This is a genomic window from Pseudoalteromonas sp. NCCP-2140 (genome assembly GCF_023708065.1).
Lineage (GTDB): Bacteria > Pseudomonadota > Gammaproteobacteria > Enterobacterales > Alteromonadaceae > Pseudoalteromonas.
The window spans coordinates 151,355-173,285 of the sequence record NZ_BRCZ01000006.1 but is presented as its reverse complement, the minus strand read 5'-3'; the positions used below and the strand labels follow the sequence as shown (position 1 = coordinate 173,285).

At 42.0% G+C, this 21,931-nt stretch carries 20 protein-coding genes and 5 tRNA genes; 6 read left to right on the top strand and 19 right to left on the bottom strand.

Going from position 1 to position 21,931, the window contains the following annotated elements:
• Positions 1 to 16: 16 nt before the first annotated feature.
• From NFU46_RS13780 to pspA, 5 genes are all read right to left on the bottom strand, one after another.
• Positions 17 to 1,051 carry a TIGR01620 family protein gene (locus tag NFU46_RS13780; protein WP_251602589.1) on the bottom strand — a complete coding sequence of 345 codons (1,035 nt, stop codon included), beginning with the start codon at positions 1,049 to 1,051 and terminating at the stop codon, positions 17 to 19.
• A complete protein-coding gene (locus NFU46_RS13775) occupies positions 1,048 to 2,460 on the bottom strand; it encodes a YcjX family protein (protein WP_251602587.1) in 1,413 nt (470 codons plus the stop codon). The genes NFU46_RS13780 and NFU46_RS13775 overlap by 4 nt, the downstream gene beginning before the upstream one ends.
• A gap of 62 nt (positions 2,461 to 2,522) precedes the next feature.
• Positions 2,523 to 2,924 (bottom strand): envelope stress response membrane protein PspC, encoded by a 402-nt coding sequence (gene pspC / locus NFU46_RS13770; RefSeq protein WP_138599304.1) that lies wholly within the window; start codon positions 2,922 to 2,924, stop codon positions 2,523 to 2,525.
• Positions 2,921 to 3,154, bottom strand: a complete 234-nt coding sequence (gene pspB / locus NFU46_RS13765; RefSeq protein ID WP_036969793.1) for an envelope stress response membrane protein PspB — start codon at positions 3,152 to 3,154, stop codon at positions 2,921 to 2,923. The genes pspC and pspB overlap by 4 nt, the downstream gene beginning before the upstream one ends.
• Before the next feature lie 57 nt (positions 3,155 to 3,211).
• Positions 3,212 to 3,874 (bottom strand): phage shock protein PspA, encoded by a 663-nt coding sequence (gene pspA, locus NFU46_RS13760; RefSeq protein ID WP_251602585.1) that lies wholly within the window; start codon positions 3,872 to 3,874, stop codon positions 3,212 to 3,214.
• Between the two features lie 188 nt (positions 3,875 to 4,062).
• Between pspA and pspF the strand changes: the two genes are divergently transcribed.
• The 6 genes from pspF to NFU46_RS13730 are packed head-to-tail and all read left to right on the top strand — an operon-like array spanning position 4,063 to position 10,429.
• Positions 4,063 to 5,136 (top strand): phage shock protein operon transcriptional activator, encoded by a 1,074-nt coding sequence (pspF, locus tag NFU46_RS13755; protein ID WP_054562065.1) that lies wholly within the window; start codon positions 4,063 to 4,065, stop codon positions 5,134 to 5,136.
• A gap of 15 nt (positions 5,137 to 5,151) precedes the next feature.
• Positions 5,152 to 6,759, top strand: coding sequence for an ABC transporter substrate-binding protein (locus tag NFU46_RS13750; RefSeq protein WP_054562066.1), 1,608 nt, complete (start codon positions 5,152 to 5,154; stop codon positions 6,757 to 6,759).
• Positions 6,759 to 7,793 carry an ABC transporter permease subunit gene (locus NFU46_RS13745; RefSeq protein WP_251602583.1) on the top strand — a complete coding sequence of 345 codons (1,035 nt, stop codon included), beginning with the start codon at positions 6,759 to 6,761 and terminating at the stop codon, positions 7,791 to 7,793. Before NFU46_RS13750 ends, NFU46_RS13745 begins: the two co-directional genes overlap by 1 nt.
• Positions 7,780 to 8,673, top strand: a complete 894-nt coding sequence (locus NFU46_RS13740; RefSeq protein ID WP_054562068.1) for an ABC transporter permease subunit — start codon at positions 7,780 to 7,782, stop codon at positions 8,671 to 8,673. Before NFU46_RS13745 ends, NFU46_RS13740 begins: the two co-directional genes overlap by 14 nt.
• Before the next feature lie 2 nt (positions 8,674 to 8,675).
• Positions 8,676 to 9,668, top strand: coding sequence for an oligopeptide/dipeptide ABC transporter ATP-binding protein (locus NFU46_RS13735; RefSeq protein ID WP_054562069.1), 993 nt, complete (start codon positions 8,676 to 8,678; stop codon positions 9,666 to 9,668).
• A complete protein-coding gene (locus NFU46_RS13730; protein WP_055022259.1) occupies positions 9,668 to 10,429 on the top strand; it encodes an ATP-binding cassette domain-containing protein in 762 nt (253 codons plus the stop codon). The genes NFU46_RS13735 and NFU46_RS13730 overlap by 1 nt, the downstream gene beginning before the upstream one ends.
• Before the next feature lie 99 nt (positions 10,430 to 10,528).
• Here NFU46_RS13730 and NFU46_RS13725 read toward each other — a convergent pair whose 3' ends face one another.
• The 14 genes from NFU46_RS13725 to NFU46_RS13660 form a co-directional block, all read right to left on the bottom strand.
• Positions 10,529 to 11,233 (bottom strand): alpha/beta fold hydrolase, encoded by a 705-nt coding sequence (locus tag NFU46_RS13725; protein ID WP_251602581.1) that lies wholly within the window; start codon positions 11,231 to 11,233, stop codon positions 10,529 to 10,531.
• 5 nt (positions 11,234 to 11,238) lie between these two features.
• A complete protein-coding gene (locus NFU46_RS13720) occupies positions 11,239 to 11,580 on the bottom strand; it encodes a cupin domain-containing protein (RefSeq protein ID WP_251602579.1) in 342 nt (113 codons plus the stop codon).
• On the bottom strand, positions 11,577 to 11,975 hold the full coding sequence (locus NFU46_RS13715) for a GNAT family N-acetyltransferase (RefSeq protein ID WP_054562071.1): 399 nt from the start codon (positions 11,973 to 11,975) through the stop codon (positions 11,577 to 11,579). Before NFU46_RS13715 ends, NFU46_RS13720 begins: the two co-directional genes overlap by 4 nt.
• Before the next feature lie 83 nt (positions 11,976 to 12,058).
• Positions 12,059 to 13,960, bottom strand: coding sequence for a peptidylprolyl isomerase (ppiD, locus tag NFU46_RS13710; RefSeq protein ID WP_175082397.1), 1,902 nt, complete (start codon positions 13,958 to 13,960; stop codon positions 12,059 to 12,061).
• 158 nt (positions 13,961 to 14,118) lie between these two features.
• Entirely contained in the window at positions 14,119 to 14,409 is a 291-nt protein-coding gene (locus tag NFU46_RS13705; RefSeq protein WP_175580427.1) for an HU family DNA-binding protein, read from the bottom strand.
• A 197-nt stretch (positions 14,410 to 14,606) separates the two neighbouring features.
• A complete protein-coding gene (lon, locus tag NFU46_RS13700) occupies positions 14,607 to 16,967 on the bottom strand; it encodes an endopeptidase La (RefSeq protein WP_062566865.1) in 2,361 nt (786 codons plus the stop codon).
• 143 nt (positions 16,968 to 17,110) lie between these two features.
• Positions 17,111 to 18,394: an ATP-dependent protease ATP-binding subunit ClpX gene (clpX, locus tag NFU46_RS13695; protein ID WP_054562074.1), complete on the bottom strand. Its 1,284-nt coding sequence runs from the start codon at positions 18,392 to 18,394 to the stop codon at positions 17,111 to 17,113.
• A 135-nt stretch (positions 18,395 to 18,529) separates the two neighbouring features.
• Complete coding sequence (gene clpP, locus NFU46_RS13690) at positions 18,530 to 19,147, bottom strand: ATP-dependent Clp endopeptidase proteolytic subunit ClpP (RefSeq protein WP_054562075.1); 618 nt, start codon at positions 19,145 to 19,147, stop codon at positions 18,530 to 18,532.
• A gap of 273 nt (positions 19,148 to 19,420) precedes the next feature.
• Entirely contained in the window at positions 19,421 to 20,725 is a 1,305-nt protein-coding gene (gene tig / locus NFU46_RS13685; protein ID WP_054553149.1) for a trigger factor, read from the bottom strand.
• A gap of 410 nt (positions 20,726 to 21,135) precedes the next feature.
• A tRNA-Pro gene (locus NFU46_RS13680) sits at positions 21,136 to 21,212 on the bottom strand.
• A 41-nt stretch (positions 21,213 to 21,253) separates the two neighbouring features.
• Positions 21,254 to 21,330, bottom strand: a tRNA-Pro gene (locus NFU46_RS13675).
• Between the two features lie 16 nt (positions 21,331 to 21,346).
• Positions 21,347 to 21,422 (bottom strand) — tRNA-His (locus NFU46_RS13670).
• A 23-nt stretch (positions 21,423 to 21,445) separates the two neighbouring features.
• Positions 21,446 to 21,522 (bottom strand) — tRNA-Arg (locus NFU46_RS13665).
• A gap of 50 nt (positions 21,523 to 21,572) precedes the next feature.
• Positions 21,573 to 21,649: transfer RNA gene (locus NFU46_RS13660), tRNA-Pro, on the bottom strand.
• Between the last annotated feature and the right edge of the window lie 282 nt (positions 21,650 to 21,931).

Sequence of the window (21,931 nt, the reverse complement as noted above, 5' to 3'; positions counted from 1 at the left end):
CTGTACACAAAAGTTGTCATTTTGTATTTTCGGTCTCTTTGTCGCTCGTACGTGAGGCTATTTTTCGGGCAATACTATTGGCGGTTTCTTTTAGCAAGCTGCGCTTATGCTCTAAGCGAGGTAACGGGCGACTAAGCTCCATCGCTTTATACCCTATACGCGCAGTAAAAATACCGGCACTTAGCCCTTGCGCTGCACGGCCTGACAATTTCCCCAGTAATTCAGCGCTTAGTGCCGTTGCCGCTAAATCTGAAACTAACTCTGCACTACCAACAAACAATACTTGTTTCACTAATAAGCGGTACAATTTAATACGGCTTGCATAACCAAAACCAATACCGTAAATACGGCCTATTTGTTCAATAAGCTTAGTGCCACGCCATAGCACCGCCATCATATCGACTAAAGCCAACGGGCTTAGCGCAACCAATAAGCCAGACTCAGTGGCAAAACGGTTAATCAGTTTTTTTGCTTGCTGATCTTGGCTTACCAATAAGCTATCGGCATATAAGGTCATGATTTCTTTATCAGTATGGTGACTTGCTATTTGCTGCTTAAACTCTTCAAACCCAGTAAGCGTTTGATGTTTATTAAGCTTTTCTAGCCATGGTAATGCTTCACCTACTTGCTCGCTATTGAGTAAGCGGTCAGCCTCGGTACGATGCAATTGATTACGCTTTAAACTTCTTAGCATGCGGTACTCGCGCCAAATAACACGGGCAATCAGTAGTACACCACTGAGAACAGCCGTTAAATACACCGAACCTAAAATAATTGATTGCTGAAACGTCACAAACAATGACATCGCAAACTCAAGTAACACTAAAATTAAAAAGCTAACAACAAACACCCCTTTTAGAGTTTGCCATTTCGACTTTTTATACACAGGCTCAAGCTCAATGCTATCTTGCTGATCTTCTTCAGCGTCGATAAATTCGGCGTTTTCTATGACTTTAGCAACAGTTAACTCCTCTGCTGTAGCCTCATTACTTGCAGAGCTTGAAATACGACGACCAGCCTGAAAGTTCATCTCCTTTGGTTGCTCACTCATGTTAGTTTATCTCCTATCAGGTACTGCATGACATGATCTAAACGAATATGCTTTAACCGTTTATCAGGGCATGGCAGTGGCGAAAACGATAAGAACTCAAAGCCCTGTTTTGGCCACTCTTGTTTGTTGAGCAGGCGTGACGGTGGCTGCGGCGGTAAATACGTCAGCCATTCTTGCTCGCCTAAAGGCTTGCCATAAATACAAGCTAACTGCTGGCCTTTCTCAGCCACTTGGCGCGGCTCTGTTGCGCAGATAGATGACATTGCCATAGTTTCAATTTGCACACCTTCGAACTTTAAATGATTCGTTTGGTCATGCACGATTGAATCAAGCAATAGCGCTAAATCTTTATGGTATTGCGCACTAATATGATCTGACTTATTGGCCGCAAACAGTAGCTTGTCGATATTTGGTTTAAACAAACGCTTAAAGAAGCTTGCTTCACCATAATTAAAGTGCGCCAGCAATTGGTTAATAACACGACTTTGTTCATGCAGCGTTTCGCTGCCTTCATTCAAGGCACTGAGCACATCCACCAGCACAATTTGTCGGTCAAAATGACGAAAATGCTGCTCGTAAAAAGGTTTTACAACCTCTTTTACATAGGCTTTATAGCGCTTTTTAAGATGCGCTAAATTCGACCCTTCGGTTATGTCGTCTGGCACATTAGCAACCGGGAAAAACTGCAGTAACGGCGCCCCTTTAAGCTCCCCTGGCATCAGCATGCGACCAGGTTGCAGCATGGCAAGTTTGGTGTCTTTTTTAAGGCCCACTAATAACTGCTGATAAAGCGCAGCAACATCAGCAAGTTTGCTCTCATCAACACTGGCTGATAAATCAAGTTCAGCAAGGGCGGTTAAAAATGGCTTCGCTTTTTCGTTGCGTGCTGTTTGCTGCAAGAGTGAGTATTGTGACTCACACCAATCAGTAAATGATTGCTCTAGCATTGGCAAATCAAGTAGCCATTCACCTGGGTAATCAATAATGTCTAAATAGAGCGTTGATTGCGGTGCAAAGTGACCGCGTAGCCCCGAGTTACTTTGGTACTTAATAGCTAAACGTAGCGTATTTATACGCTCGGTAGAGGCAGGCCAAGCAGGCTCACCTTCAACAGGTAATAACGCTGCTAATGCATTTGTGTATTCAAATGTCGGTATTGTCAGTGCTTGCTGCGGCACTATTTTTGTAGCGATATGACGTTTTTCACGCATCACATCAAAAAAAGGTAAGTTTTTATCGTCAGCTTGGCTGGTTAAATGTTTAACCAAGGCGGTAATAAAAGCGGTTTTACCGCTGCCACTTAAGCCTGTGACGGCTAACTTCACGTGTTGGTCTAAACTACGATGAAGGGCTTTTTCCGCTTTATTTTTTAACGAATTAAAGGTGTTCTTTGCGAATGATTGGCTCATAAAGTGTCTAGCACCTTATTTGCGCTGGGTATCACGATGCAAACAAGGTGCGTATATATCCTTTAAAGTTTGTTGATTTCACGGCTAACCGTAAATTCTGTTGATGTGACATAGCGTTCCATCTCTTGTAAACGACCATCAACTCGAGCAAGACGATCTTTTAAGTCTTGCAATGCACGGCGAGGTGGTTCCCCTTTTTGCCATACTTTAAATTTTACTTCAAGCGGGTCTTGGTGAATGCTGTCTGTGCTTTTATCTGTTTTTTCTGCTGGTTTTTTATCTAAAATAAACCAAGCAGCAATGTAAGCAACAACAATAAATGGACCACCTGATAATAGCACTGCTGTCACGACTAAAATACGTACTAGCCAAAGCTCCATGTTAAAGTAATCGCTGATACCTGCGCACACACCTGCTATTTTGCCACGCTCTGCGTCTCTAAATAATTCGCGTTTGGTACTCATACTTTACGTCTCCACTGCGGAGCCTCTTGGTCAAGTAAGGCTTCTAATGTTTCAACACGCTCTGCCATTTTATCTGCTTTTTGTGCAAGCTCTAATAATTGGCGGTGCTCGTGTTCACTTAAACCTTGGCTCACTTGTTTTTTACTACGGTAATGTAAAATCAGCCAAAGTGGGGCAACAACCACCATAAAAACAATAATCGGTGCCATCAAAACTTCTGCGTCGAACATGGTACTCTCCTGTCAATCCGTTATGTGTTTAAGCATTGGGGGACATGCCCCCATTTATTATTTTTTATCTGCTAGTTTTTTCTTAAGCTCAGCTAGCTCATCATCAATCTTCTCGTCTTGCTGAAGACCAGCAATTTCGTCAGCTAATGATTTTTTACCAAGATCATAAGACTCTATTTGTGATTCTAGACCATCGATCTTAGTTTCGTAACGTTCGAAGCGGTTTAAAGCGTCTTCAACTTTAGAGCTGTCGAGTGCTTTTTTAACTTCAAGACGCGACTCTGCAGAGCGTTGACGTAAGATGATTGCTTTTTGACGCGCTTTTGCATCAGCAAGCTTCTCTTGTAAGGTGCTTACTTCTTGCTGTAATTTCTCGATGTGAGACTCTACATGCTCAAGCTCAGATTCAACAGCGGCGACTGCATCAGCTGACTTTTGCTTTTCAATCAGTGCTGCACGTGCTAAATCATCACGGTCTTTACTGAGTGCTAATTCAGCTTTTTCTTGCCAGTCTGCAACTTGAACTTTTAAAGTTTCAACGCGACGTACTAGCTCTTTTTTCTCAGCAAGTGTTTTAGCTGATGTAGAGCGAACTTCTACTAATGTATCTTCCATCTCTTGGATGATCAGGCGAACCATTTTTTCTGGGTCTTCTGCTTTATCTAAGATGGCATTGATATTAGAATTAACGATGTCTGCAAAACGTGAAAAAATTCCCATAACATTTACCTCTTTGGTGTTTTAACTTAATCAGTTGGTATATCTAGTATCAATATGCTTGCCAACTTTTATAAACTTAGAATAACTTAATATATTCAAACAGTTAAACTAAATTTATAAATTTCTTTAGTTCTCATAGATAATGAAATACACTAGATCTTAGTAAAAATGACTAAGAGTTAGGGAATATGAGCCAATTTCGCCAACAGGATAATTTACTCGGCCAATCTGACAGTTTTTTAAGTGTGCTTGATCAAGTTTCGCAACTAGCCAGTTTAGAAAAGCCAGTCCTTATTATTGGTGAGCGCGGTACGGGTAAAGAACTTATTGCTGCGCGTTTGCACTTCTTATCTAAGCGTTGGGACCAAAACTATATAAAGCTCAACTGTGCAGCGCTTAACGAAAACCTGCTCGAAAGTGAATTATTTGGTCATGAAAGTGGCGCATTCACCGGTGCTAGTAAACGCCACGAAGGCCGCTTTGAACGTGCTAATGGCGGTACGCTATTCCTTGATGAATTAGCCAATACCTCGGCGATGGTACAAGAAAAACTACTACGCGTTATTGAATACGGCGAATTTGAACGCGTTGGTGGTAAGCAAACCGTTAAAGTCGATACCCGTTTAGTCTGTGCGACCAATGAAGATTTACCAACCCTAGCTGAGCAAGGCGAATTTAGAAGCGACTTACTCGACCGCCTCGCCTTTGATGTTATTACCCTGCCCCCGCTGCGTGAACGCCAAGAAGATATCATGTTATTGGCAGAACAATTTGCAATTAACATGGCTCGTGATCTTGAGTGGGAGCTATTTAGTGGCTTTACGCGTAGCGCCATCGAAACGCTACAATCTTATGAGTGGCCGGGTAATATTCGTGAATTAAAGAATGTGGTTGAACGTAGTTTATATCGTCATGGTAACGAACATATTCCCGTTCATCAGATTATTTTAGACCCATTTGCGAGTAAATTTAGACCTAAACAGCGCGTTAAAGCTGCAGTTAGCAGTGCCCCTGTTGCAAACGTCGAAGCTGCGCCTATCGCCACGACACAAAATCAAGACGTTGTGACACTCAATAAGCCCGACATTCAATTTCCTTGTAATTTAAAGCAGCTGTCTAACGACTTTGAAATTGATGTCATTAAAAAAGCGCTTGAACATAGCCAATTTAACCAAAAGAAAACTGCAGAACACTTAGAATTAACGTATCATCAATTACGTGGCTATTTGAAAAAATACAATTTATTAGATCAGCAGCAATAGTTAGAGGCTAATCAGGTGTTTAAACCGTTACTTGCTTTGTCTTTGGTGTGCTTAGTAGGCTGCCTAGATAACGAAGAAAAAACCACAGAACAAAAGAACCAGGGCTTAGTCTATTGCGCTGAAGCAAACCCTGTGTCGTTTAATCCGCAAGTGACAACGACAGGTTCGACTATCGATATTATCGCCAATCAGCTTTATGATCGCCTGTTGAGTATTGATCCGGTATCTGCCGAGTTTAAAGCAGAGCTGGCAACTGATTGGAAAATTAGCCCAGACGGCAAAGCAATTACCTTTACCCTGCGTAAAGGGGTTAAATTTCATACCACAAAATACTTTACCCCAAGCCGTGATTTTAACGCTGATGATGTAATTTTTACTTTCAGCCGCTTATTCGACGTTTATAACCCTTATCACTTTGTTGGTGATGCCAGCTACCCTTATTTTCAAAGTGTGGGTATTGATCAGCTTATTCGTCGTATTGTGCGTGTTTCTGATTACCAAGTACGGTTTGAACTTTATAATGCTGAAAGCAGCTTTTTAGCAAACCTTGCAACTGACTTTGCCGTGGTGTTATCGGAAGAATACGCCATGCAGCTTAAAGCGCGAAACCAAGAAAACTTATTTGACCAATACCCAGTAGGTACTGGCCCTTATGTATATAAAGAATACCGTCGCGACCGTTTAATTCGCTATTACCGCAACCCTGACTACTGGAAACACCCTGTAGTACTTGAGCAACTGGTGTATGACATTACGCCAAACGGCACCACACGCGTTGCGAAAATGCTCACTAAAGAGTGTGATGTTACTGCGCACCCAAGCAGCGCACAGTTGAGTATTTTATCGCAACGTGAAGATATTAAAGTTCAAAAAGAGCAAAACTTAAATATTGGTTATTGGGCCTTTAACACTGAACGCCCGCCTTTTGATGATGTACGTGTACGCCAAGCACTCGCCAGCGCCATTGATGTCGATAAAATCATGCAAGCGGTATATTACGGTAACGGCATTAAAGCGCAGTCATTACTGCCTCCGGCTTCTTGGGCATTTGAAGCGCAAAAAGCCATGCCAGAATTTAACCCTGCACTTGCCAAAACATTACTCGCAGAAGCTGGCTACAAAAATGGCTTTGATATGAATATTTGGGCCATGCCAGTAAGCCGTATTTATAACCCCAATGCCCGTAAAATGGCTGAGCTGATGCAAAGTGATTTACGCAAGATTGGTGTGAACGTTAATATCGTCGAGTACGAATGGAATACCTTTTTACAACGAATTGGTGAACATAGACACGATAGCGTGTTACTTGGTTGGGCTGCAGATACACCAGACCCTGATAACTTTATGAGCCCATTATTAAGTTGTACTGCGACTTTCAGTGGTAAAAACCCAGCAAATTGGTGTCACCCTGAGTTTGATTTATTACTTACACAAGCCTTAGACACAACAGATCTTGAAAAGCGTAAACAATACTACAATCAAGCACAGCGGATCATAGTGCAAGAGCTGCCTATTTTACCGATAGCCCATGGTATGCGCTTTCAAGCAGCAAGTAGTGATGTTAAAGGCATCAGCTTAAGCCCTTTTGGTGGCATTTCACTAGCTAATGCGAGGAAAGAATAATGATCTTAGATTATATTCTGCGCCGCTTAGCACTATTGATGTTTATGATGCTGACACTGAGTATCTTTACCTTTTCATTGAGCTTTTTGTTCCCGGGTGATGCGCTAACTAACTTAAGCGGTATTACCAATAGCACCTTCTCACAAACCAGTGCGCTTGAAGATAAGTTCCATTTTACCGAAAACTACGTAGTGCAATACTTTGCCTTTTTAGAGCGTATTATTCAGGGTGATTGGGGTATTTCATTTGCATCTGGCGAAAGCGTATTTCAGCATATTCAAGACTTATTTCCTGCAACGCTAGAGCTTAGCCTTTACGCATTATTTGTCTCTGTTGCTGTGGGCGTACCGGGTGGTATTTTAGCTTCTGCTTACTACAAACGTTGGCCAGACAAATTTATAAACTCAGGCACGCTTATTGGCTACTCGATGCCTGTTTTTTGGTTAGCGCTATTGTTGATCATGGTGTTTTCACTGCAACTCGGTTGGTTTCCGATGTCGGGCCGTATGGGTCTACTTTACGAAATTGAACCTATTACCGGCTTTATTTTAATCGATATCATATTAGGTGACTTTCCGTATGATGGCATGGCATTTTTAGATGCAATACACCATCTAACCTTGCCGACCATTGTACTTGCCATGTATCCGACCACGGTACTGGTTCGCTTTACCCGCGACTCTATGCTGAAAGTACTCGATCAGAGTTACATTAAAACAGCACGCGCTAAAGGCTTAAACCGTGCACAGCTGATCCTTCACCACGCTCTGCGTAATGCGCTGCTACCGGTTATTAAACAAATAGGTTTACAGTTTAGTACCTTGATCACCCTTGCGATGATCACCGAAGTTATTTTCTCATGGCCGGGCATTGGTCGTTGGCTTATCGATAGTATTTATCAGCGCGACTACCCTGCGATTCAAGGTGGCTTGCTCGCTGTTTCTATGTTCGTTATTTTAGCTACCATTGTTGCTGAGCTCACTTATACCTTATTCGACCCATTATCGCGGAACCAAGCTCATGGCAAAGTTTAATTTATTCTCTGAAGAGTCGAATAAATCGCCGTTAGCGCGATTTTGGAAGAAATTTAAAACTAATCACCCTGCTCTTGTGGGGTTATGGTTATTTATTGCTTTAGTGTTACTGGCTGTGTCTGCACCACTCCTTGCACCTTATGGCGTGAACCAACAACACAGCGATGCACTGCTGTTGCCGCCATCGTGGCATGATGCAGGTGACGTACGCTTTTTATTAGGCACCGACGATTTAGGCCGAGATGTGTTATCGCGCTTAATGAATGGTGCAACCTACACCTTTGGTTTGTCGGTTGTCGCCGCTTTGATCACCACAGTAATTGGGGTGTTAGTAGGTACTTTTGCTGGGATCAGCCGGGGAATTCGCTCAAGCTTTTTGAATCACTTGCTTGATATTACGTTATCTATTCCATCGCTGTTACTAGCCATCATTATTATTGCGATTCTTGGCCCGGGCTTAATGAATACAGTATGGGCGATTATTTTAGCCTTACTGCCTCAATTTATTCACTCGGTACGTAACTTAATTGTTGAAGAGCTTAACAAAGATTACATTACAGCGTTTAAACTGGATGGTGCGTCAAACTGGCATATTCTCGCCCGTGGTATCTTCCCGAATATTTACGAGCATATTGTGGTTATTTTTACCATGGCGCTTTCTACCGCTATTTTGGATATCTCAGCACTTGGCTTTTTAAAATTGGGCGCACAGCCCCCAACCACAGAATGGGGTGCTATTTTGGCTGAAAACCTGGGTTTAATTTACCTTGCCCCTTGGACTGTTGGCTTACCGGGCGTATTATTATTTTTAGCAGTACTGTCTACCAATTTAGTAGGTGACGGTTTACGCCAAGTGCTTAAAGAACGTAAGGCCGACTAATTATGCAATTACTCGATATTCGCAATCTCACGATAGAGTTACGCACCTCAGATACCGTTATTCGTGCGGTTGATAGAGTCAGCATGACCTTAAAAGAAGGTGAAGTGCATGCTTTAGTTGGCGAGTCTGGCTCAGGTAAAAGCTTAATTGCAAAAGCCATTGTTGGGGTTTTAAATAAACGCTGGCATATCACTGCAGACCGCATGCATTGGCGTGGTGTTGATTTAATGCGCCTATCTAACGAGCAACGCCGTAAACTCGTAGGTCAAGACATTGCTATGATCTACCAAGATCCGAGTCGCTGCCTAGATCCAACTGCTAAAATATTTGACCAAATTGCCGAGACCCTGCCTGCGCAAGCGACCAGTGGCTTTTTCTTAAAGCGAAATAAACAGCGTAAAGATCGTGTTAAAGCGTTAATCCACAAGGTCGGTATTAAAGATCATAAAAAGGTACTCGACAGCTACCCTCATGAGCTCTCTGAAGGGATTTGTCAAAAAGTAATGATTGCCATGGCCATTGCGCGTACTCCTAAACTATTGATTGCCGATGAGCCAACTACCGCCCTTGAAAGCACCACGCGTGCACAAGTATTTAGACTGTTAAAAAGCTTGAACCAGCTAAAGAACATGTCGATTTTGATGATTTCTCACGAACTTGAAGAAATTGTTGAGTGGTCTCATGGCATGCATGTTCTTTACTGCGGACAAATGGTTGAAGCTGGCCCAACTAATCGTATTTTTAGTCAGCCATATCATCCGTATACTCAAGCACTGTTAAAAAGCTTACCAGACTACGAGCAAGGTCTGGCTCACAAAGAGCCGTTTTATGCTTTAAAAGGCACCATTCCGACCTTGCAGCATTTGCCAATAGGCTGCCGCTTAGGTCCGCGTTGCCCACAAGCACAAAAAGAATGTGTTGTTACTCCGAAATTGACCAAGCATCATAGTCATAGTTATGCCTGCCACTTCCCATTAATTAAGGCGATGAAATAATGCAACCACTGCTCAAAGTTCAAGCGTTATCAAAGAGTTTTAACCTGCGTGCAGGCTTGTTCTCACGCAAACGATTCTCTGTTTTAAGAGATATTTCGTTTTGCTTAGGACAAGGTGAAACCATTGCAATTATCGGCGAAACCGGCTCAGGTAAAAGTACCTTAGCTAAATTACTCTCAGGAGCCGATAACGCTGATAAAGGGCAAATTTTGCTCGATGGTAATATCATCGAAAATGATGGCTTGCGTGATAACGACTGTCGCCATATTCGTATGATCTTCCAAGACTCTGAGGCGTCGTTGAACCCGGGTTTAACTATTGGCGACATGCTGAATGACTGTTTACAGTACAACACTGACTTAAACAAAGAAGAGCGTGAAGATAAAATAAAACAAACCCTCGCAAAAGTGGGTTTGCTTTTAGATCATCAGCACTATTACCCGCATATGTTTAGTAGTGGTCAATTACAACGTATAGCGCTTGCACGGGCTTTAATTTTAGATCCTAAGGTTGTAGTGCTCGATGAAGCGTTATCCTCTCTAGACCCGTCTGTACGCGCACAAACGGTAAACTTATTACTACGACTACAAAAAGATACTGGCCTTAGCTATGTACTTATTACTCATCACCTAAGTTTAGTGCGTCATATTAGCGACCAACTTGTGGTACTTGATCACGGTGAGATTGTTGAATACGGCCAAACCGAAGCTATTTTCCAAAACCCACAATCAAGCGTAACGCAGAAGTTGTTGAACTGCTGATCTTTAGCTATCAGCTATCAGCTATCAGCTATCAGCTATCAGCTATCAGCTATCAGCTATCAGCCGTAAGTTTAAGATAAATCGGCGAAAAGACACACCTTACCTATTATCAATGTTAATTTGCTTGGCCAATTTAACTGCTTTACAAATAACCTCTGAACACTCTTTTGGCTTTAGCTGAGCGATAAAGTGTCCGCCTGAAACACTCACTTCATTGTAATTAATGCAGTTTTTAGCAAGATCAGTAACCGCTTGTCTGGAAACGAGCCGATCTTTCGATGGGCGAATATAAGTCACAGGTATTGAGATAATGTTATGCGCTTTTTGAAGGGTCGCAATATTATGTAAACGATTTCTCAGCTTTATTTTATTCGCCATATTAATTGAGTTAAAAACAGCACTAATTAGCTGGCTTTCATAGTGGGAGTTAAAACCAAAGTAAGTTAAGCTTTTGCGAGTAAAGCGATTCTCTTTAAAAAGGACATTCGGTATTAAATGAGCCATGCATGCAATTGTTGATGGCCTTGATATAAAGCTCGCAAGAAATACAATTCCCGAAATCTGATTGGGCTTTAACAGCTGAGTTAAGGCATATGCGATAGGCCCTGAATATGACTCTGCAATAATAAATATGCAGTCATTTTTTAATTGCTCTGCAACCTCAGCCGCTTGCTGCTGATAACTCTGCCCTGAAACGTCTTCAAATGAGATAATGGTTACTTCAAATTTTCTGGAAAGCTCTTGAGCCAAATTTTCGAACAGTAATCCAGTACCATCAAGGCCGGGTAACATTACAAGCTTCATAAGGGCTACACTTCTTCTCTGTCACCATGGCTTGGTGGTGTAGATGTAACAATAAAATGCAGTGGTTCAGTACCTTGATTGCTTAGCTGATGTACTCGGCCAGCACTTACATGCAAACCTTGTTGCGCAGTGAGTTTGTGTATTTGGCCATCAAGTTCAATGGTGGCACAGCCACTAAGTACAAAGAAAAATTGTTCGGCATGTTTATGATAGTGTTTTACTTCAGCCTCGCCGACTGGGACATGCTCTTGAATAACACTCAGCGCATTAGACTTTACCAAATGCCAACCGTCGCAATTGTTACCCCATGTGTAATGATCTGCGTTGTGTTTATCTATGATACTCAAAACTTTTTATACATCCCTTGGCTTTGTGGTGCGACAAACTTGTAGCCAAGCTTTTCGTAAAAGCCAGGTTTGTCGGCGACCATAGTGACATAACTACCTTCAAAGGCGGCAGATTCAATGTAGCGGTCAACATGTTCCATAATGACACGCCCTAACCCTTGCCCTTGATATTCAGGTGATACAGCAATATCAACCACTTCAAAATTACAACCGCCATCACCAATAACGCGGCCCATGCCAATCAACTCATCGTTTTTACGAATACAAATAGCATAAAGAGAGTTTGGTAACCCCGCCTTTGCAGCCGCTAATGAACGTGCTGATAAGCCAGCTTTAAGGCGCATGTCACAGTATTCTTCTGCGCTTGGTAGCTGCTCTATTAGACTGTACTCCATAAAAGCTCCTTGTAACTTGAATTACCTTTAACGGTAACAAAAAAGGCGCCAGTAGGCGCCTTTTATTTAACTCATTTTGCTAATTATTCAGCAGCTTGAGTCGCTTGCGGTACTTGCACTTCAGCTTGTGCTTTTAGTGCTGCAATAAATACCATGTAGTTTTTATTCACTTGAGCCATAGTGATGTTTTGCTTTTGTTGCTCATTAATCTCAACGTCAGTCGCTGGATTAACTGCTTTTAGCGCAACAATTGCAGCATCGCCATTGTTTAGGTCAACAACTTCAACCTCTGGTGCACCTTGTGGGTGAGCCATTTTGAAAGCTTGTTGAACAATAGCTGGTGACACAGTGTAAGCTTGACGAGCAAGTGCAGCTTCTTGGCGTACTGTTAGGCCTTCAGCTTGTGCAACTTCGTTTAGGCTCTTACCAGCTTCGATCTCAGCGTATAGAGTGCGTGCTTTTTCTTTAGCAAGCTCCGATGCTTTTTGTGAAACTAACGTCGCCTTAATTTGCTCAGAAACATCTGCTAGTGCTTTCGTTGTAGCAGCTTTATGATCGTTTACACGAACAACAACAGCATGCTCATCGCCTACTTCAATTACTTCTGAGTTCATGCGGTCTTCTAACACTTCAGGTGAGAAAATAGCAGTAACAACTTGTGGGTTGTTTAACGGCTCAGGTAATGCATTGCGAGTAACAAGTTCTGTTTTCTGTACTTCAACGCCTGCTGCTTCTGCTGCATCAATTAAAGTATCTGAAATTTCGAACGCAAGCTCACCCATTTGAGTTTGCTTTTCATAGAACGCATTAATTTTCTTAGTACGCTCAAGTTCAGCGCGAAGCTCATCTTTTACGTCAGCATATGGTTTAACTTGCTGTGTTTGAATATCAGTAAGTTTGATGATGTGATAACCAAACTCTGATTCTACAACGTCAGAAATGTCGCCTTTGCTTTCAAGTGCATACGTTGCATCTTCAAACGCAGGGTCCATCATGTCACGTTCAATCCAGTCTAGGTCGCCGCCCATTTCTGCACTCACTACGTCATCAGAAGATGACTCAGCAAGCTCAGCAAAATCAGCACCGCTTTGTAACTGCGCTAGTAGCTCTTCAGCTTTCGCTTTTGCTGCATCATCGTCTTCGCTGTTATCAATTAAGATGTGCGATACACGACGTTTTTCAGGCTCAACATATTGTGCACTGTTTTGATCATAGTAAGCTTTGATATCTTCTTCTGAAACACTTGAATCAAGTGTTAAGTTAGCTGCATTTAAGTCAATGTAGCTTACAGACACTTGCTCTGGTGCTAAGAATTGCGGTTGATTCAACTCATAGTAATCAGCAATTTCTTGCTCTGTTACTTCGATACCTGCTTGTAATGATTCTTTAGCAACAACTAAGTAATCAATACTGCGCGTTTGCTGTTGTAGAGCAACGCTGTTGTTTAATTCATTTTCTAAGATGAAATCTGTACCAGCAACAGCACCTACTAATTGGCTGCGTGTCATATCTTCACGTAAATATTCACGGAAAGCATCTGGTTGGAAATTCATTTGACGAATAACTTGTAAGTAGCGGTCGTTGCTAAACTGGCCGCCTACTTGGAAGTAAGGCATTTCTAAAATTGCTTTACGAACACTTTCGTCGCTTACACGAAGACCTAATTCTGCCGCTAGTTGAGTTTGCAATTCTTGTTGTACTAAACGGTCGATTACGCCTTGGCGAATTTGTGCCATGTAATTTGGATCAGCAGCGATTTGTGCGAAGTATTCACCAAATTGTTGTTCTAAACGGTTACGTTCGTTTTGGTATGCACGGCTGAATTCGGTTTGGCTAATTTTAACTCCATTTACTTCTGCAACGGGTTGCTCTGTGGTTTGTCCTAAATAACCACCGATCCCAGCTAAAGCAAAAGATAAAATCACCGCGCCTAAAATAATTTTGGCTGCAGGTCCCTGCGAACCTTCTCTGATTTTCTCAAGCATTTATCTATCTCTATTCTGATCAGGTACAAATTAACCCTGCTCATGTAAAAAAAGCGTATCTTACCAGATACGCTTTTTCACTTGAAGTAACTGGTGATAAGTTACCTAAATTCAATTTAAGTGTGATTAGGTATCTCTCACCAACTAATCTTTAATGATTAGTTTACTGCGTCTTTCAGCGCTTTACCTGCTTTGAAAGAAGGAATGTTTGCTGCAGCAATCTGGATAGTCTCACCAGTTTGCGGGTTACGACCTGAACGCGCTGCACGCTCACGTACAGAGAAAGTACCAAAGCCAACTAGCGCTACTGAATCGCCATCTTTAAGAGCGCCTGAAACAGCCTCGATGAATGAATCTAGTGCACGACCTGCAGCCGCTTTAGAAATGTCAGCGTCAGCTGCGATTTGATCGATTAATTGAGATTTATTCACAATATCATCCTCTTTCATTGTTATTATCAAGAGCGATTGTTTTTATAAAAAATAACATCACTGTTTTGAAAATTTATGAGCAAATTAAGTTTATGCTCAGTTTATTATATTTTTCTCAACCCTAGGCTACATAAGGCCTAGGCTTGAAAACTAGTGCTTAACTTATCATACCCTTTGTATTTGAAAAGCCCCTAAATGCACTTTTTTGCGGTTTTTTACTGGTTTTTTTCAGTTTCGACAGAAAAACTCTCAACTGGGTGCTTCAAAGCCAGTTTTAAAACGTCATCAATCCATGTAACTGGGTGAATTTCAAGGCCCTCTAATACGTTGTCTGGGATCTCTTTTAAGTCACGTTCGTTAATTTTTGGAATAATAACGGTTTTAATTCCACCACGATGCGCTGCCAGTAGCTTCTCTTTTAAGCCACCAATTGGTAATACTTCACCACGTAATGTGATTTCACCTGTCATTGCTACATCTGAGCGCACAGGGTTACCCGTTAAGCTCGATACCAAACCAGTTACCATGGCAATACCAGCACTTGGACCATCTTTTGGTGTTGCACCTTCTGGCACGTGAACATGAATGTCACGTTTCTCATAGAAGTCGCTATTAATGCGAAGTTTTTCAGCACGATTACGAACAACCGTCATCGCTGCCTGAATTGACTCTTGCATTACATCACCAAGCGAACCTGTGTAAGTTAGCTTGCCTTTACCTGGTACAGCTGCAGATTCAATAGTCAGTAAATCACCACCTACTTCAGTCCACGCAAGACCCGTTACTTGGCCAATACGGTCACCGTCTTCTGCTTTACCATAATCAAAGCGTTGTACGCCTAAGAATTCTTCAAGGTTGTTATCGTCGATAAGGACCTTTTTAGTGTCTTTATCAAGCAGGATGTTTTTAACTGCTTTACGACATAGTTTTGACACTTCACGTTCTAAGTTACGAACGCCCGCTTCACGTGTGTAGTAGCGGATAATGCCAATAATTGCGCTGTCAGCAATTTCAACTTCATGCTCTTTTAAGCCATTGCGCTTAACTTGTTTTGGGATCAAGTGTTGTTTAGCAATGTTTAGCTTCTCGTCTTCGGTGTAACCCGATAAACGAATCACTTCCATACGGTCTAATAACGGACCTGGGATATTAAAGCTATTTGATGTTGCCACGAACATCACGTCAGATAGGTCGTAATCAACTTCTAAGTAGTGATCGGCAAAATGGCTGTTTTGCTCAGGATCAAGTACTTCAAGTAATGCTGATGCAGGGTCGCCACGCATATCTGATGACATCTTATCGATTTCATCTAATAAGAATAATGGGTTCTTTACACCAACTTTAGTCATATTCTGGATTAACTTACCAGGCATAGAACCAATGTAAGTACGGCGGTGACCGCGGATTTCCGCTTCGTCACGAACGCCACCTAATGCCATACGCACATATTTACGACCTGTAGAGCGTGCGATTGACTGACCAAGTGAAGTCTTACCTACACCAGGAGGACCGACTAAACATAAAATTGGGCCTTTAAGCTTATTAGTGCGCTGCTGCACCGCTAGATACTCAATAATACGCTCTTTAACTTTATCTAAGCCGTAATGGTCACTATCTAAAATCTTCTGTGCGCCAGCTAAGTCTTTTTTCACCTTAGAGCGTTTTTTCCAAGGTACATTGATTAAGGTATCAATGTACGAGCGCACGACGGTTGCTTCCGCCGACATCGGCGACATCATTTTTAATTTAGATAACTCAGCGTTTGCTTTCTCTTGCGCTTCTTTAGGCATACCTGATTCTTCGATGCGCTTTTTAATTGCTTCGAATTCATCGGGTACATCATCAAGTTCGCCAAGCTCTTTTTGAATCGCTTTCATTTGCTCGTTGAGGTAATACTCACGCTGCGACTTTTCCATCTGCTTTTTCACGCGGGTACGGATTTTTTTCTCAACTTGCAGTAAGTCAATCTCGCCTTCCATCAGTGCCATTAAGTATTCAAGACGCTCAGTCACATCGGCAATCTCAAGTACTTTTTGCTTTTCAGGTACCTTAAGCGGCATGTGTGCTGCCATGGTATCAGCAAGGCGTGCAGCTTCATCGATGCCAGACACAGAAGTAAGTACTTCAGGTGGGATCTTCTTATTAAGCTTTACATAGCCTTCAAATTGGCTAATTGCGCTGCGAATAAAGATATCTTGTTCTTGCTCGTCGATATGGCCTGATTCGATGAACTGTGCTTCAGCCACAAAGAAATCATCGTTATCTAAAAACGTTTCAACGCTCGCACGTTGTGTGCCTTCAACAAGCACTTTAACGGTGCCATCAGGTAACTTTAATAACTGAAGTACTGTGGCAATGGTGCCAACACGGTAGATATCATCTTGCTGCGGATCATCAACAGAGGCGTCTTTTTGCGCCACTAGGAAAATTTGTTTGTCCTTGTCCATCGCCGCTTCTAGGCATTTTATTGATTTTTCACGACCAACAAATAGCGGGATCACCATGTGTGGGTAAACCACTACATCGCGCAGTGCCAACACGGGGATTTCGACTCGATCTGTTCTCTCAAGCGTCATTATATTCTCTTCGCACTTCATTTATTTTAAAGATTACTCAAGTATATGGGGATATGTAAGGGAAAGTTCAACATATTTATAAAAAAAGGAGCCTTTGGCTCCTTTTTCGTGTTCAACTGCTTAACTTTTAAACTATTACAGCTTTATTCAGATGCAGCTTTGTCTTGGTTACCGCTTTGGTAAATCAAAATTGGGTCTGACTCACCTTTAATAACGGTTTCATCAATAACCACTTTGCTAACATCATCCATCGAAGGTAATTCATACATAGTATCAAGTAATACGCCTTCAACGATTGAACGTAAGCCACGAGCACCTGTTTTACGCTCCATTGCTTTATGAGCAATTGCGCTAAGCGCATCTTCACGGAACTCAAGCTCAACATCTTCCATCGCAAACAATGCAGAGAACTGTTTAGTTAATGCATTTTTTGGTTCGCTCAGAATTTGAATAAGCGCTGCTTCATCTAGCTCTGTAAGTGTCGCAACAACCGGAAGACGACCAATGAACTCAGGAATTAAACCGTATTTCACTAAATCTTCTGGTTCAACATCTTTAAATGTTTCACTTAAGCTGCGGCTACCTGATGATTGCTTAACTTCAGCACCAAAACCAATACCGGTATTTTTATGGCTACGTTGTTCAATCACTTTATCTAGGCCAGCAAACGCACCGCCACAGATAAATAGGATCTTAGATGTATCAACTTGCAAGAACTCTTGCTGTGGATGTTTACGGCCGCCTTGTGGTGGCACAGATGCAACCGTACCTTCAATTAGCTTAAGTAAGGCTTGTTGTACACCTTCGCCCGATACGTCACGGGTGATCGATGGATTGTCAGACTTACGAGAAATCTTATCGATTTCATCGATGTAAACAATACCACGTTGTGCTTTTTCTACGTCGTAATCACATTTTTGCAGTAGCTTTTGAATGATGTTTTCAACGTCTTCACCTACATAACCTGCTTCAGTTAGTGTCGTTGCATCGGCCATCGTGAATGGTACATCAAGTAAACGAGCCATTGTTTCAGCAAGTAATGTTTTACCACTACCTGTAGGACCGATTAATAGAATATTACTCTTACCAAGCTCAATATCTGCATTGATTGTTTGATTGCGTAAACGTTTGTAGTGATTGTATACCGCAACCGACAGCACTTTTTTCGCGTGGTCTTGGCCAATCACGTAATCATCTAAATGATCACGAATTTCTTTCGGCACAGGCAGTTTATCAGACGCATTATGCTTCGGCGCAATGTCTTTGATTTCTTCCCTGATAATATCGTTACACAGCTCTACACATTCATCACAAATATATACTGAAGGGCCAGCAATTAGTTTGCGAACTTCATGCTGGCTTTTGCCGCAGAAAGAGCAGTATAACAATTTATTACTTTTGTCGCCGTCTGTAGGAGTGTCAGACATTCAGCTACCTCATTTATTACGTTGGCAGTAGCACTGGGCTACTGCTAATTCACTATGTTTAACTATATCAAAGAATATCAGTTTTCGCATAGTAAAGGGTGATAGCTAACAATACGTTATTATTAGCTATTCAGATTACTTCGAATCGCGGCTTGAAAATACTGAGTCAACTAGGCCGTATTCAACTGCTTCGCTAGCAGTCATAAAGTTATCACGGTCTGTATCACGAGAAACCACATCGAGTGGCTGGCCAGTATGTTCAGCCATTAAACGGTTTAACTTATCTTTAATTGATAAAATTTCACGGGCATGGATCTCAAAGTCAGATGCCTGACCTTGGAAGCCACCTAATGGTTGGTGGATCATTACACGTGAGTTAGGTAAACAAAAACGCTTACCTTTAGCGCCACCTGATAGTAAGAATGCACCCATACTTGCCGCTTGGCCAACACAAATAGTGCTTACATCAGGCTTGATAAAATTCATTGTATCGTAAATTGCCATACCCGCAGTCACAGAACCACCTGGCGAATTAATATAAAGATAAATATCTTTTTCTGGGTTTTCTGATTCTAAAAACAGCATTTGCGCAAGAATCAAATTAGCCATGTTATCTTCTACTTGGCCAGTTAAGAAAATAATGCGCTCTTTTAAAAGACGTGAGTAAATATCATATGAGCGCTCACCTTTAGCTGTTTGTTCAACAACCATAGGGACTAGTGCGTTTAGAGGGTCTATCATACCGCTATTCATTCTTATTTAATTCCTTATCCGCTGCGACTCATCCTTACTATAAGGAAAGCACATTTATACTAATGTAAGTTAAGCTGTCTATTCAATCTTTATAACTATATAGGAACTTATCAGAACAAATTCAATCCTCGCCGAAAAAAGTTCTGAAATAACATCAGTATTGTTGGTTTTTTTGAAACTGATACCACAAACTAAAATGGCCCGAGTACGCTGTATAAATACAGGGTAACACGAGCCATTTAATCGCTAGCGAGAGCTTAAGTCAATGACTTATTAAGCACCTTGCTGTGGATTCATGATGTCGTCGAATGCTTTTTCAACGTCAGTCACGTTTGCTTTAGCTAGGATAGCTTCAACTGCTTGCTCTTCCATCGCTACGTTGCGCATTTGCTGCATAAGCTGATCGTTTGCTTTGTAGTACTCTACTACTTCAGTTGGATCTTCGTATGCAGAAGCTACAGTTGCGATTAACTCTTCAACTTTAGCGTCGTCAACTTTAAGCTCGTTCGCTTTAATTACTTCACCTAGTAATAGGCCAGTCTTAACGCGAGTTACAGCTTGCTCGTGGAATAATTCAGCTGGAAGCTCAGGCATGTTTTTAGCGTCGCCACCGAAACGTTGTGCAGCTTGCTGACGTAGTGCATCAATTTCTTGATCTACTAGCGCTTTTGGCACTTCGATTTCGTTGTTAGCTAAAAGACCTTTGATAGCTTGATCTTTAACATTAGCTTTAACTGCTTGGTCAAGCTCACGTGTCATGTTCTTTTTAACTTCTTCTTTAAGAGCGTCAACACCGCCTTCAGCTACACCGAATTTAGTTGCGAACTCATCGTTAAGCTCAGGAAGCTCTTGAGTTTCAACTTTCTTAACAGTGATTGCGAAAGTAGCTGCTTTACCTTTAAGGTTTTCAGCGTGGTACTCTTCAGGGAAAGTTACTTCAGCAACAACTTCTTCGCCCGCTTTTTTGCCAACGATGTTGTCTTCGAAACCTGGGATCATACGACCTTGACCAAGTTCTAGTGGGAAGTCTTCAGCTTTACCGCCTTCGAACTCTTCGCCTTCGATAGAACCAACGAAGTCGATAGTTACACGGTCGTTCTCGCCTGCAGCTGCGTCAACTTCAGCCCAAGAAGCGTGTTGCTTACGTAGAGTTTCTAGCATGTTAGCTAGGTCTTCGTCAGTTACAGATACAGCTGGTTTTTCAACAGCGATTTTATCTAAACCTTGAATTTCAACTTCTGGGTAAACTTCGAAAGTTGCATCGAATTCTAAATCTTTACCAGCTTCTAACGCTTTAGGAGCGAAAGTAGGTGAACCAGCTGGGTTAATTTTTTCAGAAACGATTGCTTCGATGTAGTTGCGTTGCATTAATTCGCCAGCAACTTCTTGACGTACTGCAGCACCGTAACGCTTGTTGATGATAGACGCTGGTACTTTACCAGGACGGAAACCATCGATACGCTGGGTTTTAGACAGTTGTTGTAAGCGTTTTTTTACTTCAGTCTCAACGTTCTCTGCAGGAACGGTGATGGTCAGACGGCGCTCAAGGCCTTGAGTCGTCTCAACAGAAACTTGCATGATTTACCTCAATCTTCAATTTTGGCGACTGTTCGCCTTCCTTACAAACAAGGTGATCTCCATGAGTGATAGCAAGTTTTAACGCTGAATATTTCAACTTAAAACGGCGCATTGTAACCATGAGATACCATTGCTGCTTTGCCCCTATGGGCACTATGTTAAACAATAGACGCGGCATTATAACCTAATATTTATGATAGTCGAGTCTGGGGGGCAATTATTTGGCTTATATAGCAGCAATCAGCGTTTAAATGCGTAAAAAACGAACGCAACAAAATAACAAAGGAGAATTAAGATGAATTAAAGGATGTATTTAGAAATTGAGAAGTGGTCGGCGATGCAGAATTTTAACCTGCGACTGAATTGGATATACCCAAACCAATCGTTCTTTGACCATAATTCTTTAAAAGTGGTCGGCGATGCAGGATTTGAACCTGCGACCCCTTGGACCCAAACCAAGTGCGCTACCAAACTGCGCTAATCGCCGATACTGAGAGAAGTTTTGAAAATAAAGACCATTCAAGAGAATGGTCGGCGATGCAGGATTTGAACCTGCGACCCCTTGGACCCAAACCAAGTGCGCTACCAAACTGCGCTAATCGCCGATATCTTAGAGTAAATTGGGGTGACTGATGGGGCTCGAACCCACGACAACCGGAATCACAATCCGGGGCTCTACCAACTGAGCTACAATCACCACGGCATTTACATATTTTCAAATGGCGCACCCGGAAGGATTCGAACCTTCGACCAACGCCTTAGAAGGGCGTTGCTCTATCCAGCTGAGCTACGGGCGCATCGAAAACTTCATAAGTTTGCCTGTAAGCACCGCTTCTTAAAGAAGAAGTGGTCGGCGATGCAGGATTTGAACCTGCGACCCCTTGGACCCAAACCAAGTGCGCTACCAAACTGCGCTAATCGCCGATGCTTACCGTTGTTTGCGAGTGACCTCGTTAACAACGGGGTGCATAATAGTGATTTGACCGAGTCAGGTCAAACATTTTTTTAAGAAAATAATTCAATCGGTCACTTTTAGTTCATAATGGTTAAATATTGCAAATATAAGCTAAAATTTGAACTCTTTTTTATAAAGTAGCGCTTTATATAAGATTGCATCTTGGCGCTATGATGCTTTTCTGCGAAAATACGCAACATAAATAAATATGATCAAACAAACATGATTTGTGTATCCACGCCCCCTTTATT